The sequence below is a fragment of the Sphingomonas sp. BK069 genome (genome assembly GCF_014193405.1).
GTDB lineage: Bacteria > Pseudomonadota > Alphaproteobacteria > Sphingomonadales > Sphingomonadaceae > Sphingomonas.
In genome coordinates this window covers 282,381-296,835 of sequence record NZ_JACHZH010000002.1, presented here as the reverse complement: position 1 = coordinate 296,835, position 14,455 = coordinate 282,381, and the positions used below count along the sequence as shown (strand labels likewise).

General features: G+C 72.5%; 11 protein-coding genes. 8 read left to right on the top strand and 3 right to left on the bottom strand.

Annotated features, from left to right (window positions below; genetic code table 11):
- Nucleotides 1–39 precede the first annotated feature (39 nt).
- Nucleotides 40–1,167, top strand: a complete 1,128-nt coding sequence (locus FHY02_RS09960) for a zinc-binding dehydrogenase (RefSeq protein ID WP_183921775.1) — start codon at nt 40–42, stop codon at nt 1,165–1,167.
- A 370-nt stretch (nt 1,168–1,537) separates the two neighbouring features.
- Here FHY02_RS09960 and FHY02_RS09955 read toward each other — a convergent pair whose 3' ends face one another.
- On the bottom strand, nt 1,538–1,987 hold the full coding sequence (locus tag FHY02_RS09955) for a DUF2721 domain-containing protein (RefSeq protein WP_183921774.1): 450 nt from the start codon (nt 1,985–1,987) through the stop codon (nt 1,538–1,540).
- Nucleotides 1,988–2,174: 187 nt separating this feature from the next.
- Here FHY02_RS09955 and FHY02_RS09950 point away from each other — a divergent pair, with 187 nt between their 5' ends.
- From FHY02_RS09950 to FHY02_RS09935, 4 genes are all read left to right on the top strand, one after another.
- Nucleotides 2,175–2,633, top strand: a complete 459-nt coding sequence (locus FHY02_RS09950) for a hypothetical protein (protein WP_183921773.1) — start codon at nt 2,175–2,177, stop codon at nt 2,631–2,633.
- Nucleotides 2,634–3,377, top strand: a complete 744-nt coding sequence (locus FHY02_RS09945; protein WP_183921772.1) for a TorF family putative porin — start codon at nt 2,634–2,636, stop codon at nt 3,375–3,377.
- A gap of 223 nt (nt 3,378–3,600) precedes the next feature.
- Nucleotides 3,601–4,494 (top strand): LysR family transcriptional regulator, encoded by an 894-nt coding sequence (locus FHY02_RS09940; protein ID WP_183921771.1) that lies wholly within the window; start codon nt 3,601–3,603, stop codon nt 4,492–4,494.
- 66 nt (nt 4,495–4,560) lie between these two features.
- Nucleotides 4,561–6,000: an MATE family efflux transporter gene (locus FHY02_RS09935; RefSeq protein WP_183921770.1), complete on the top strand. Its 1,440-nt coding sequence runs from the start codon at nt 4,561–4,563 to the stop codon at nt 5,998–6,000.
- A 228-nt stretch (nt 6,001–6,228) separates the two neighbouring features.
- Here the strand turns inward: FHY02_RS09935 and FHY02_RS09930 are convergent, their stop codons facing one another.
- On the bottom strand, nt 6,229–6,615 hold the full coding sequence (locus FHY02_RS09930) for a hypothetical protein (protein ID WP_260172835.1): 387 nt from the start codon (nt 6,613–6,615) through the stop codon (nt 6,229–6,231).
- A 264-nt stretch (nt 6,616–6,879) separates the two neighbouring features.
- Between FHY02_RS09930 and FHY02_RS09925 the strand changes: the two genes are divergently transcribed.
- Nucleotides 6,880–8,469 carry a sodium/sugar symporter gene (locus tag FHY02_RS09925; RefSeq protein WP_183921768.1) on the top strand — a complete coding sequence of 530 codons (1,590 nt, stop codon included), beginning with the start codon at nt 6,880–6,882 and terminating at the stop codon, nt 8,467–8,469.
- 39 nt (nt 8,470–8,508) lie between these two features.
- Here the strand turns inward: FHY02_RS09925 and FHY02_RS09920 are convergent, their stop codons facing one another.
- Entirely contained in the window at nt 8,509–11,598 is a 3,090-nt protein-coding gene (locus FHY02_RS09920; RefSeq protein ID WP_183921767.1) for a glycosyl hydrolase family 28-related protein, read from the bottom strand.
- Nucleotides 11,599–12,018: 420 nt separating this feature from the next.
- Between FHY02_RS09920 and FHY02_RS09915 the strand changes: the two genes are divergently transcribed.
- Both FHY02_RS09915 and FHY02_RS09910 read left to right on the top strand, forming a co-directional pair.
- Nucleotides 12,019–13,560 carry a sodium:proton antiporter gene (locus FHY02_RS09915; protein WP_183921766.1) on the top strand — a complete coding sequence of 514 codons (1,542 nt, stop codon included), beginning with the start codon at nt 12,019–12,021 and terminating at the stop codon, nt 13,558–13,560.
- A 135-nt stretch (nt 13,561–13,695) separates the two neighbouring features.
- A complete protein-coding gene (locus FHY02_RS09910) occupies nt 13,696–14,388 on the top strand; it encodes a hypothetical protein (RefSeq protein ID WP_183921765.1) in 693 nt (230 codons plus the stop codon).
- Nucleotides 14,389–14,455: the final 67 nt, after the last annotated feature.

The window sequence follows — 14,455 nt, the reverse complement described above, 5'->3', positions numbered from 1 at the left end:
CACCGGCATCCCCGACCTCTGACAGGACAGGAGGCGAGGATGGACGAGGTGACCGGGCTGGAACTGCGCTCGACCGTGGACGAGGGCGGCACGCTGACATTGTCGCTCGAACCAGTGACACTGTCGCCGCCGCAGGGCGACGAACTGATCGTCCGCGTCGAGGCGGCGCCGATCAACCCCTCCGATCTCGGGCTGCTGCTCGGCCCGGCGGACGTCGCCACGCTGGCGCGCGGCGGCAGCGCGGAGCGGCCCGAGCTGCGCTTCCAGGTGCCGCGCGAGCGGATCGGCGGCGTGCGCGCGCGGCTCGGCCAGTCGCTGCCGGTCGGCAACGAGGGCGCGGGCACGGTCATCGCCGCGGGTCCGGAGGCGCAGGCGCTGGTGGGGCGCACGGTCGGGATGATGGGCGGCGCGATGTACGCCCAGTATCGCAAGCTGCGCGCGCGCGACGTGGTGCCGCTGCCCGACGGTGCCAGCGCGGCGGACGGCGCGGCGATGTTCGTCAACCCGCTGACCGCGCTCAGCTTCGTCGAGACGGCGCGGCAGGAGGGGCATAGCGCGATCGTTCACACCGCGGCGGCGTCGAACCTCGGGCAGATGCTCCAGAAGATCTGCCTCGCCGACGGCGTTCCGCTGGTCAACGTGGTGCGCAGCGAGGCGCAGGCGGCGCTGCTGCGCGATATCGGCGCCGCCCACGTGCTCGACAGCCGCGCCGAGGACTTCCGCCGCCGTCTCGCCGACGCGATCGCGGAGACCGGCGCGACAATCGCGTTCGACGCGATCGGCGGCGGCACGCTCGGCAGCGACATTGTCCAGGCGATGGAGCAGGCCGCCAACCGCCGCGCCACCGAGTACAGCCGCTACGGCTCGACCGTGTTCAAGCAGCTGTACATCTACGGCGCGCTCGACACCGCGCCGACGACGCTCAACCGGCTGGCGTTCGGCTTCCAGTGGAGCGTCTCGGGCTTCCTGCTGACGCCGTGGCTGCAGAAGGCCGGGCGCGAGACGGTGGCGCGGATGCGCCAGCGCGTGGTCGACGAGCTGACCACCACCTTCGCCAGTCGCTACACCCGCACGATCGGCCTGGCCGAGGCGCTCGATCCCGACGTGCTGCGCGCCTATGAGCGCAAGGCGACCGGAGAAAAGTATCTGATCGACCCAACGCGATGAGGCGGCGGGGCGCGGCGGCGAGGCCCCGCGCCTTAAGTACCGCCGTCATCCCGAACTTGTTTCGGGATCCACCCGGCCGCACACTCAAGTGCCGGGGGGTGTGCGGGACGGTGGATCCTGAGACGAGCTCGGGATGACGCCGGTTCATCGGGGAGGTGCGCGGCGGGAAGGTGCGCTCAGCGCCCCGAACCACCCGTCATCCCGCACTCGATCTGGGATCCATGCTTCCGCAGGCGCCATCCTTGGAGCCGAAAGCGCGATCGGCGGCGCGCTTAACGCGTGCGCGCTTCCTCGAACGACGGCGTGCGCGGCGCGATGGATCCCGGCTCAAGTCCGGGATGACGGTAGAAGGGCGGACGGGCCGGCTTCCCTACCGCAGCAGTTCGTCGCGCACCCGGATCGCGTGGATCGACAGCCGCACCTCCACCATGAAGGCGACGAAGGCGGCGATCAGCAGCGACATCGCCAGGATGAAACTGAACGCCACCCACTGGCCGATATGATAGCGGGTCAGCGCGCCGACGAAGAGCATCGCCACCACGGTGCAGGTCGCCACCGCGCTCGCCACCGCCAGGAACAGCGAGGCGTTGATCACCTTCATCCGCCGCGCCAGCCGACGCAGCTCGGCGGCGGCGCGGGTGCGGTCATCGCGCTGGAGCGCGGGGTGACGCTCCTCCAGCACGCGCGCGCGATCGATCACGCGCGCCAGCCGCCCGGTCAGCACGTTGAGCAGCGCGCCGATGCCGGTGAGCATGAAGACGGGGCTGAGCGAGGCCTGGATCGCCTCGGCGATGGTGGGCAGAGCGGGAGCATAGGGCATCGCGAGGACTGTGCCGCGCCGCCGCGGCGCGCACAACTGTCGCTCCGACCCGACGCCAGCAACATTGGCCGTATCGCCTGTGATGAATCATTGCGCCCGCGCCCGGCTTCGTTGAAGCGGGCGCACACGCCCTCATCTCGGTGATGCCACCGGGCAGCATGGCCCGGGGCAGCGCAAGGAGAAGACTATGTACGTTCCCCTCGTCGCCGGGCTCGCCCTGGCGCTCACCGCGACCGAGCCGGTGCCCGCCGCCGCCCCTGACACGGCCCATCAGGTCCAGCTCGATCATCGCGGGCAGCGCGTCGACGTGACTTATCGCAGCGACGTCAGCGTGACTCACCGCCAGGTCGGCGCGGTCGGCGCGCCGGGCCGGCCCAGCGCGCTGCGCTGCGCCTGGCAGGCCTCGGTCGCGGTGCAGCGCGAGGCGCGTCATCCCGCCGGCCACGTGCTGGCGCGCACCGTCAGCGCCGAGAAGCCGCTGACCGGCTCGCGCCCCGGCTGGTGCTCCACGCAGAAGGACGCGATCGCGCAGGACGTCGCGGCGCGCAGCGGCACGATGCGCGAGCATCTGCTCGCCGTCGCCGCGCGCGACCAGGACTCGCTGGTCGCCGAGCTCGACGCGGCGCATGACCGGGTGCGCGGCTGAGTGCGGCAGCGTCCCTTCCTGCTGGCGGCGCTGACCGGCGCCGCCCTCGTTTCCCCGGCGGCGGCGCAGGTCGCGCCGCACGCCGGCGTCGAGGTCGCGACCGACGAGCGTCGGCGCGGGCTGAGCTGGAGCGACTCGCAGCTCGCTCCCGCCGCCTGGGCGCGGATCGACCTGCCCTCCGGCATCGACCTGGGCGCGCGGGTCACCGGCACGCGCGGCGACCCGCGCCACGGCGGCGCCGACGCGGTGATCGAGCCGACGCTCGGCTATAGCAGGCTCGCCGGCGGCTTCCGGCTCGACGGCTTCGTCACGGGGCATCTGTTCACCGGCGCGGGCGGGGCGCTCGACTATGGTGAGCTCGGCGCCGGCGCCAGCTACACGCTCGGCCCGATCGAGGCAGGCGCGGAGGCGCGTTACGCGCCGTCGCAGAGCGCGATCGGCGGCGACAATCTCTATCTCGGCGTGCGCGGGCGCGTCGGCATCCCGGCCACCCCCTGGACGCTCGCCGCCAGCCTCGGCCGCTCCTCGGGCAGCGTCGACGATCCGGTCCGCGCGGCGCGGCTGCGGCCGACCGGCAGCTACCGCGACTGGTCGGTGGGGCTCGAGCACATTACCGGCCCGGTGACGCTCGCGCTGGTCTATACCGGCACCGACATCAGCGACGACGCGGTGGTGATTTCGCCCTATGCGGCGCTCGACCATGCCGGTGACCGGATCGCGGCGCGGGCATCGATCGGCTTCTGAGCGCTGTGCGGTATCGCGGGCGGGCTCTTCGGCGGTAAGAGGTTAAGCGACAAATTGGATTGATCCTCCCCTGCAAGGGGAGGTGGCAGGCCGCAGGCCTGACGGAGGGGTGACCCGGCCAAGGAGTGACGCTGGACTCACGACCGGCGACACCCCTCCGTCAGCGCTGACGCGCTGCCACCTCCCCTTGCAGGGGAAGATCAGACACCGCGCCGGGAGACACATGGACCTGCTCGCCCTCGCCGACTTCACCCTGGTCGCCCGCCACGGCGGTGTCGGCCGCGCCGCGCGCGCCGCGGGGCGGCCCAAGGCGACCTTGTCACGCCGCGTCGCCGAGCTGGAGGCGGCGCTCGACCTGCGGCTGTTCGAGCGCGGCGCACGCGCGCTCAAGCTGACCGAGGAAGGGCGTGCGCTGTACGAGCGCACCGCCGCGCTGCTCACCGAGCTGGACGAGACCGCCGCCGCGGTGGCGGCGGGCGGCCGGTCACCGCGCGGGCGGCTCAAGGTGAGCGCGCCCCTGCTCTTCTCGCAGACCGCGATGGGGCGGCTGGCGGCCGGGTTCGCGCTGGCGCACCCCGAGGTGCGGCTCGAGGTGACCAGCGAGGATCGCGCGGTCGACCTGGTCGAGGAGGGCTATGACCTCGTCATCCGCGTCGACCCGGCGCCCGACGCCGCGTTGGTCGGGCGCCCCTTCCTGCGCGACCGGCTGGTGGCGGTCGCCGCGCCCGGCGTGGCGCCGCCCGAAGCGGGTGAGCGCGCCCCCGCGGTGGTGCGCGGCGCCGTGGGTGAGGGAGCCGAGTGGCGGCTGCGCCCCGGCGGCGTGGCGGGAAGCGTCGCGGTGACGCCGGTGCTCGGCCTGTCCTCGCTGGTGATGGTGCGCGACGCCGCGCTGGCAGGCGTCGGCGCGGCGCGGCTGCCGATCTCGCTCGTCGCGCGTGACCTCGCCGCGGGGCGGCTGGCGCTGTGGGGCGAGCTCGACGCCGCCCCGATCCGATTATGGGCGCTCTACCCGACGCGGCGGCTGCTGAGCGCGCGCGTCGCCGCCTTCCTGGACCATCTCCGCGCCGCTTTCCCGACCGGCAGCGCGGAGGAGCTCGCCGCCTTTCTCGCCGACTGACGCCCGCTATCGCACGGCACGATAAGCCTCTAAAGCCGTCGCCGGGCAAGGGGAGGAGCAGGACCGATGGCGCGACCGCCGCAGCGCGACCTCACCGCCGGGCCGATCGGGCGCACGCTGCTGCTGTTCGCGCTGCCGACGCTCGGCTCGAGCGTGCTCCAGTCGCTCAATGGCTCGATCAACGCGATCTGGATCGGGCAATTCCTCGGCGAGCGCGCGCTGGCCGCGACCACCAACGCCAACATCATCATGTTCCTGCTGATCGCCGCGGTGTTCGGCTTCGGCATGGCGGCGACGATCCTGATCGGCCAGAACATGGGGCGGCGCGATCTCGACGCGGTGCGGCGCGTGCTCGGCACCTCGCTCGGGCTGTTCGCGGGCGTGTCGGTGGTGACGCTGCTGGTCGGCTGGTTCGCCGCGCCCGCGATCCTGCGCGCGCTCGCCACGTCGGCGGAGGTCTACCCGCTCGCGCTCGCCTATCTGCGCGTGATCTTCGTCGCGATGCCGCCGGGCTTCCTCTCGGTGCTGCTGACGATGGCGCTGCGCGGCACCGGCGACTCGATCACCCCGCTCAAGTTCATGGCGCTGGGCTCGGCCATCGACGTGGTGCTCAACCCGCTGCTGATCCGGGGGGTGGGGCCGCTGCCGGCGCTGGGGATCGAGGGCTCGGCGCTGGCGACGCTGCTCGCCAACAGCGTCTCGCTGCTCGCGCTGCTCGGCTATATCTACCGCCGCGACCTGCCGGTGCGGCTGCGCGGGGCGGAGTGGCGCTACGTCCTGCCCGATCCCGCGCTGCTGCGCACGATCGTCGCCAAGGGTATCCCAATGGGATTGCAGATGCTGGTGGTCTCCACCTCGGCGCTGGCGATGATCGGGCTGGTCAACCGCCACGGCACCGCCACCACCGCCGCTTACGGCGCGGCGAACCAATTGTGGACCTACGTGCAGATGCCCGCGATGGCGGTGGGCGCGGCGGTGAGCGCGATGGCGGCGCAGAATATCGGCGCGGGGCGGTGGGATCGGGTCGGGCGGATCACGCGCACCGGCATCCTCACCAACCTGGCGCTGACCGGCGGGCTGGTCGCGCTGCTGACGCTGCTCGACCGCCACGTGCTGTGGCTGTTCCTCGGGCAGGACGGCGGCGCGGTCGACATCGCGGCGCGGATCAACCTCATCGCCGGATGGAGCTTCGTGCTGTTCGGCGTGTCGATGGTGCTGTCCGCCACGGTGCGCGCCAACGGTGCGGTGATCGGGCCGTTGGTGATCCTGGCCGTCGCGATGTTCCCGCTGCGGCTGGGCATGGCGGCGGGGCTGTCGCCGCGCTGGGGCGCGGACGCGATCTGGTGGAGCTTTCCGGCCGGCTCGGTCGGCTCGATGCTGCTGATGATCGGCTTCTACCTCCACGGCGGTTGGCGCCGCGGCCGATTGCCCGCGACGCCGCACGAGGCCGAGGAGAAGGCGCTGGCGCACGCCGAGCCCACCGCCAAGTCGATACCGGTGGGGTGAGAGGAGGGCGGGTCCGGCGCACGGCTTGATCCCAGAGCGCCGATGGCTGCGGCCGCCTCATCCGCTTGCGTCATCCTGCACTCGTTTCAGGATCTACCCGTCCGCGCTCACGACGGCGGGGGCGCTCGCGGCACGGTGGATCCTGAGACAAGCTCAGGATGACGCTTAGGGGGAGGGGAGGGCGTCGCGCTCGGACCGCTCCACTGCGCCTGCCGCGCATTCATGCCCTCACGGCACCGCCGCGCTCTCACGCGCGAGCTGGCGGCGATCCGCGGCCCAGGCGCGCATCATCGACTGGGTGCAGCCGGACTGCCCGCCGGTGCCGACCGCGGAGCAGGTGTCCGGCAGCCCGCCGGCGACCCGACCGACCTCGTCCATGGTGGCGACGCGGTTGACCCAGCTCTGGTTCTTCGCGGCGATCTCGGCACGGCGCAGCGGCTTGGGGATGCGATAGGGTTCGTCGAGCGGGGCGCACACCACCACCTCGTCGCCGGCGGGCCTGGGGCATGCCTCGCCGGGCGCGAGCGCGACGCTGCGGACGCGCTGCGGCGGTGGCGGCACGGCGGCCTCCGGTGCGGTCCCGGCCAGAAGGACCGCGGCGAGCAGAAGGGTCATCATCGTCTCCTCCCCGCCGCGGTCGAGTAAGGCGCCGCCCGCCCACCGGGAGGAGAAACGGGCGACGCGAGGTGCGGACAGCACGGGAACGCCGCGACCTCGGCCCCGTGGTGGCGGGCACGCCGCATCGCAGGATTGCGGCATGTGTCGGCGCCGCAACCTTTGTCGCGAAAAAATGCCCGCCCATGACACGGGTGGACAGGCGACCGCCGCGATCTACAAGTGCGCGCGACACGCGATGCGCGGCGGATGGGAGAGACACGGGTGCAGCTTGCCACGATCGACGTCTTGGTGGTCGTCGCCTACGCCATCTTCATCTTCGCGCTGGCGCAATGGGTCAGCCGCGACAAGGCGGGCGCCGGGCCGAAGAACACCACCGACTATTTCCTCGCCTCCAAGAACCTGCCGTGGTGGGCGATCGGCGCCAGCCTGATCGCGGCCAATATCTCGGCCGAGCAGATCGTCGGCATGTCGGGCTCGGGCTATGCCATCGGGCTCGCGATCGCCTCCTACGAGTGGATGGCGGCGCTGACGCTGCTGATCGTCGGCAAGTTCTTCCTGCCGATCTTCCTGCGCAACGAGATCTACACGATGCCGCAGTTCCTCGAGCGGCGCTACGGCCCCTCGATCCGGACGCTGATGGCGCTGTTCTGGCTGGCGCTGTACGTCTTCGTGAATCTCACCAGCATCATCTGGCTCGGCTCGATCGCGGTGACCAAGGTGGCGGGGGTCGACCAGAATATCGCGCTGGTGGTGCTCGGCGCCTTCGCGTTGCTGTACCAGCTCAAGGGCGGGTTGAAGGCGGTGGCGCTGACCGACATCGTGCAGGTGACGCTGCTGGTGCTCGGCGGCCTGATCATCGCCTATCTCACGCTCGGCGAACTGGGGCAGGGCGCGGGGCTCGCCGCGGGCTTCGCGCGGCTGACACGCGAGCTGCCCGATCACTTCGAGATGATCCTGTCGCGCGACAACCCGCATTACATGGACCTGCCCGGCCTGTCGGTGCTGATCGGCGGGATGTGGATCGCCAACCTCAGCTACTGGGGCTTCAACCAGTACATCATCCAGCGCGCGCTCGCGGCCAAGTCGCTGGCCGAGGCGCAGAAGGGCGTGCTGTTCGCGTCCTTCCTCAAGCTGCTGATGCCGATCATCATCGTGCTGCCCGGCATCGCCGCGGTGGTGCTCGCGCCCGGGCTGGCCAAGCCCGACGAGGCCTATCCGACGATGATGCGGCTGCTGCCGACCGGGCTGCTCGGCCTCGTCTTCGCCGCGCTGGTGGCGGCGATCATCGCCTCCACCGCCTCCAAGATCAACTCGATCGCGACCATCTTCACGCTCGACGTCTGGGCCAAGTTCAAGCGCCGCCCGTCCGCGGCGGAGGATGGCGCGGTCGACGATTCGCGACTGGTGCTGGTCGGGCGCGTCGCCGCGATGGTGGCGACGGTGATCGCGATCCTCACCGCGCGCCCGCTGGTCGGATCCTCCGAGCAGGCGTTCCAGTTCATCCAGGAGTTCACCGGCTTCTTCACGCCGGGCATCACCGTGATCTTCCTGCTCGGCCTGTTCTGGAAGCGCGCCAACGAGGCCGGCGCGATCATCGCCGCGGTCGCCTCGGTGCTGCTGTCCTGGGGGTTCAAGCTGCTGCTGCCCGGGCTGCCGTTCATGGACCGGATGGGGCTGGTGTTCCTGATCGCGCTGGCGCTGGCGGTGGGCGCCTCGCTGGCGACGCCGCGGCGCGACGACCGCGACACGATCGTCACCGGCGACGTGCGCTACGCCACCAGCGCGGCGTTCAACGTTGGCGCGCTGGCGCTCGTGCTGATCCTGGTGGCGCTGTACGCGACCTTCTGGTGAGCGCGGCGCGCTCGTGCACGCGCAGGAACACGCCGCGGCTCAGAGCCGCGCGCGGTACAGCGAGTGGTGCGTCAGCACGTAAAGCGCGGTGCCGTCGCGGCTGAGCAGCAGCTGGAGCGGGCGCTCGGGCACGTCGATCCGGCCGAGCGCTGCCCCGTCAGCGCCGTAGACGAACACCTGCCCATTGGCGACGTACACGCGCCCGCGCGCGTCGGCGACGACGCTCTCGCCGCCGCGCTCGGCGAACACGCGCAGGTCGGTCAGCGCGCCGCCAGCGCCGACGAGCGCGCTGTAGGTGCGCGCCTCCGAGGCGTTGCTGACGTAGCTGCGCTCGCCCACGCGCGCCGCGACCAGGCCGTAGCCGTCGAGCGCGTGCGAGAAGCGCCGCGCGCGGAAGTCGGGCGGACCCTGCTGGAACACGCGCCACGCCGGCAGCGCGAGCGTGCCATCGGGTGCGACCGACGCGCGTGCCGGGGCGGTGGCGACGTCCCGCGCGAACAGCTGTCCGAGCGTGGTGAAGCGGTCGGTCGCCGGATCGTACTGGTCGCGGAACTCGCCGTTGACCCACCAGGCGCCCGGCAGCAGTACGCGCGACGTGCCCGTCGCGACGGGCGTGGGCGCGATCACGTCGAGCGCCAGCTCGCTCGTGCCGGGGCGGAAGGACGAGACGGTGCCGTCGCGCCCCGCCGCCGAGAGCACCAGCAGGTCGCCCGCGTCGTCGGCGGCGAGGCTGACCGCGTCGAGCGTGGTGTCGCGCTCGATGCCGAGCCCGCGCGCCGCCGACCAGCGGTAGATGCGCTGCTGGAGGCGGTCGACGAAATAGAGCGTGCCGTCGGGCGCGACCGTGCCGCCGCCCGCCGCGTCGAAGCCGCCGGCGAGCTTCTCGACCGTGCCCCCGGCCGCATTCGCCGCCGCGGGCGCGGCTGGCGTCGTGCTCGCCGGCACGTCGAAGGCGGCGAACTCGCGCTCGCGCACCTGCGCGCCGCCGCTCACGTCGACGATCGCGTTCTCGTACGGGAATTTGTTGGCGCGCAGGAAGGTGGCGCAGCCGTTCTCGTCGCAGGTCGCCAGCCCGCTCTCGGCGTTGACGTGCATGTTGCGGAAGCGGATGTCGCGTGCGCCGTACAGCGTCACCGCCGCGGGCAGCGCCTTGGCGGTACGGGTGACGCGATAGGCGTGGAGATTGGCGACGAGGATATCGTGCGAGTCGCGGATCTCGAGCGCGACCGCGTCGCGGCTCTCGCCGCCCTCCTCCTCCGTCTGCGGCGCGATCAACTGCCAGTTCGCCACGCGGTTCAGCGCGATCTCGACGCGGCCGTGATGCTCGGACGACATCTGGTACACGCGCCCGGGCGTGGTCGTGTCGGAGACGTACAGCCCCGTCTGAGCGTAGGTGTTGGGCGTCCACAGGCTATTGAAGGTGCCGCCGCCGCCGCGCGTCACCCACAGGCTGGGATATTGCGCGTCCCAGCGCTTGGCCGGATCGGCGTCGCCCGTGGCGTTGGCGTTATAGGGGTTGAAGCGCACCCCGCCGGCGAGATCGGTGCCGTGGCCACCCTGGAACTTGACGTCGTCGACCAGCGAGTCAGCCCCCGCGGTCCATAGCAGGGCGGTGGCGCGTGGGTTGATCCCGCCGGTGGCGAGGCCAACGCCGCTGACGATCGCGTCGCCGCCGTCGGCGCTCGCCAGCAGCGCTTTGGGCGCGCCGATGCCCTGATAGGCGAAGGTGTTCTCGCGCAACAGGATTTGGGTGAGATTGGGGTGGAGCGCGACCAGCACGCTGTCGCGCCGCAGCCGCAGCGTGTCGCTCACCACGTAGCGGCCGGCGGGCAGGTAGACGGTGCGGTGCGCATCGATCGCGCGCTGCAGCGCCGCGGTGTCGTCGCTCCGGTCATCGCCCTTGGCGCCGGCATCGCGCGCGTTGAACCACTCGCGCGTCGCGGGCAGCGCGCGGATCGCGTCGGCGCGGCGCGGTGGCAGCGCGGCGAGCCGCTCGGCCGCCATCGTGGTGCGCGGCGTGCCCATCGTGGCATAGCCGTCGACGGCGAGGCCGTGGCTGAAGCTGGTCACGCGATAGCTGGGGCCGGCGCCGCGCCGCTCGGTGCCGCTGTCGCGCAAGCGCGCGAACACCGGGGTGCGGCGTGCCAGCGCGTTCTCGAACGTCACCTGCGTGTAGGCGTTGTTCTCGTTGGAGACGATCACGCCCGCGCGCGACACGTTCTCGAAACGCACGTCCTGGCCGAACAACCAGTCGCCGTAGCCGCGATCGATCTCGACGCCGACCGGCGTGTCGCGGAATGCCACGTTGACCAGCGTCAGCCCCGCCTCATGCTCGCGGATCGCGGCGTCGCGCTGGCCGGCGAAGCTCGAGTCGATCAAGGTGAACGGCCAGGCCGGCGAGGGCTTCTCGGCGAGGATGCCGTAGCGGCCGCCACGGAAATGCAGGTCGCGCGCGACATTGGCGACCTGGTACAGGCCCGCCAGCGCGGGGCCGAGGTCGAAGTCCATGTGGCTGAGATACGCGTGCTGCGCGGCGTGGAAGCGGATCGCCGCAGTGGCCGGGTTGCCCTTGCCGACCGCGACGTCGACGTTGCTGATGGCGGAGTAGAAGGTGCCGGGATTGGCGTCGGCGATGGCGGGGTCGAACGGCACGCTGCCCGCGACGGGGAAAGGGATGCGGCGCGGCGGCGCGGCGCCGACGCGCCCGCCCTCGCTGCGCCCGCCCGCGCCCGAGCGGCGCGCGCCGGCGAAGACGATCATGTGCGCGACGCCCTTCTGGAAACCCGGCGAGTCGGCACCGAGCGCGATCACCGGCCGCCGCGCGCCGACGCCGAACAGCCGCACGCCCGGCCACAGGAAGATCGTGCGCGTGATGCGGTAACGGCCCTGCGGCAGGAAGACGATGCCGCCGCCGCCCTGGTCGGCCGCGGCGTCGATCGCCTGCTGGAGCGCGGCGCTGTCGTCGGCGCGACCGTCGCCGACGCCTCGCACCATGGTGGCGCGCGGGTCGAGCGGCGCGGTGACGAAGGCGGAGACGCCGCGCGCCGGTGCCGCAGCGGCGGGGGCGGCAAGCGCCGCGAGCAGGAGCGGGGCGAGCAGGAGAGGGGCGAGCAGGCGATGGGCGGACATGTCGGTGGCCTCTCCTCGCCGCCCGCGCGGCGTGCGACCCGGCTTCCTGAGTGTAAGTGACGGACGGCAAGCGAGGAATTGCGACGAAGGTCGCGGTTGGAAACGATGGCTCACAACGCCGCCGCCTGCCCCCGTCATCCTGAGCTTGTCTCAGGATCCACCCTGCCGCGATCCCAGGTGCCGGTGGCGCTGGTGGAATCGCGGATCCAGAGACGAGCTCAGGATGACGCCAGTGAGGGCGGGGGTGGCCCCCTCCGGCGCTTGTTCAATGAGTATCGCACGGCGACGATCTCGCGGCCGGAGCGCTACGTGCCGGTCTCGCCTATGTGGAAGCCAGCCACCATCCGCTGGCGCCGTCGCGCGCGATCGGCCATGCTGCGGACGCGCGCCGCGGGAGCCGGCGCGGCAGGGGAGCGCGCCGTGACCTTCTTCGAGAGCCTGCTCGCGCTGCTCGGCGTCGCGGTGCTGCTGCTCCAGCTCGCGCGCCGTACCAGCATCCCCTATCCCGCGCTGCTCGCCGCCGCGGGCGTGGCGCTCGCCTGGCTGCCCGGCGCGCCGACGATCGCGCTCGACCCGCACACTGCGCTCGCCCTGTTCATCGCGCCGATCCTGATCGACGCCGCGTTCGACTTTCCCGTCGGCACGGTGATGCGGCTGTGGCGGCCGCTCACCGCGCTGGCGCTGGTGGCGGTGCTGCTGAGCGCGGGCGCGGTGACCTGGCTCGGCGTCGCGCTCGCCGGGCTGCCAGTCTATGCCGCGCTCGCGCTCGGCGCGATCGTCGCCCCGCCTGACGCCGCCGCGGCCACCGCGATCTCGGGCAGCGTCAGGATGCCGCGCCGCACCGTCGCGGTGCTCAAGGGCGAGAGCCTGCTCAACGACGCCTCCGCGCTGCTGCTCTACACCGCCGCGATCCTGGTGGAGAGCCATGGCGGGATCGACGGCGGGCTGGCGCTGCGCGTCGGCGTCGCGGTGCCCGGCGGGGTGCTGCTCGGCTACCTGCTCGCGCTGGCGATGCGCCGCATCCAGCCGCTGGTCTGGGGCACGCTGAGCGGCAACATCTTCCAGTTCGTCTCGGGCTTCGCCGCCTGGCTGGTGGCCGAGCGGCTGGGCCTGTCGGCGGTGCTGTGCCTCGTCACCTTCGCCATGACGATCGCGCGCTCGGCCGGGCTGGTGACGCCGCCGCGCGCGCGGCTGCACGATTTCGCGGTGTGGGAGACGGCGGTGTTCCTGCTCAACGTGCTCGCCTTCCTGCTGATGGGCTTCCAGGCGCGCACGATCGTGGCCGGCATGGCACCCGAGCGGCTGCGCGAGGCGGCGGTGTTCGCCGCCGCGGTGGTGGCCTGCCTGATCGTCGTGCGCATGGCCTGGGTGCTGATCTACAACCGGCTCGCCTTCCACTTTCCCAAGCTGCGCGGCGACTATCCCGCCACGGGGCTGGCGCAGAGCGTGGTGGTGGGCTGGTGCGGCATGCGCGGCATCGTCACGCTCGCCACCGCCTTCGCGCTGCCAGGCCATTTCCCGCAGCGCGACCTGATCGTGCTCACCGCCTTCGCGGTCGTGCTCGCGACGCTGGTGGTGCAGGGGATGACGCTGGCGCCGCTGGTGCGCTGGCTCGGGCTCGACGGCGACGACGGGCTGGGCGAGGAGCTGGCGCGCGCGCGTGTCGCGATGGCGGAGGCGGCGCTGGCGCGGATCGGCGACGCGCCGGGTGCGGCGGCGGACCACTGGCGCTACGGCCTCGCGACCAAGCGCGACGCGATGCGGGCCGGCGGCGACGCGCGCGCGGGCGAGGAGAAGCGCCAGCTCGGCCTCGCCGCGGTGGCGTGCCAGCGCGAGCGGCTCGAGGAACTGCGCGAGGCGCAGGAGGTGGGCGCCGACTCTTTCCTGGTGCTGCAGGAGGAGCTCGACTTCACCGAGATGAGCCTGCGCACCGAGGAGGAGCGCCGCATCGAGGAGGCATGAGCGGCGCGCGACTCGCCCTGGCGCGAAAGCGACTCGGTTGGGCGCGAAGCGCGGGCGGGCGGGTCGTGCTGCCGTGGGCGCCGCCGCGGTACGGGCGTACGATCGAAGCGGGGACACAACAGAAGGGGCCCGACCGTGCGTTTCCAGCAGAGCGCGCCCGCCGCATCGATCGCTTGGGCGCTGTTCATCGCCGTGCTGCTCGCGGGTTGCTCACGCCACGCCGCGCCGCCGCCGACCGCGGCGGCCGCGCCACCACCCGTCGTCGCGATGGTGCCCGCGCCGCTCCCAACTGGCGCACGGCCGGGGATGAACGTCCCGGCGCGCCTGCCCGACGGCAGCTATCCCACGCCCAACCGCGCGCTCAGCGGCGCGGGGGCGGTGTGGCACCTGCGCAGCGCGCTCAACGTCGCCGCGCTCGCCTGCCGCGGCGCGCAGGAGGCGACGATCATCGCGCAGTACAATGCGATGCTCGCCGCGCGGAAGGTCGAGTTCGCCAGCGCGCAGGCGACGCTCCAGGCCGAGTATCGCGCCGGTGGTGGCGACTGGCAGGACCGGTTCGACGACCAGATGACCCGGCTCTATAATTTCTTTGCGCAGGACTTGGCGCGCGACGCCTTCTGCGCCGGCGCGGCGGACACGCTGGGCGCGATGGCGACGGTGCCGGCGGCGACGCTGCCGGGCTTCGCGGCGGAGCGGCTGGCGGCGCTGGAGCGGCCGTTCACCGACTTCTTCGCCGCCTATGATCGCTGGCGCGCCGGCCAGCTCGTCCCCGCCACCGTCGCGGCCGCGACCGCGCCGCCGCGGGCGGTCGCCGGGACCGCGGGGTAGGCGTCGGCTTCGCGGATCGGGTTGCCGCGGCCGCGCTCCGAACGCCGACCGCGGCTGTGAGGCGTTA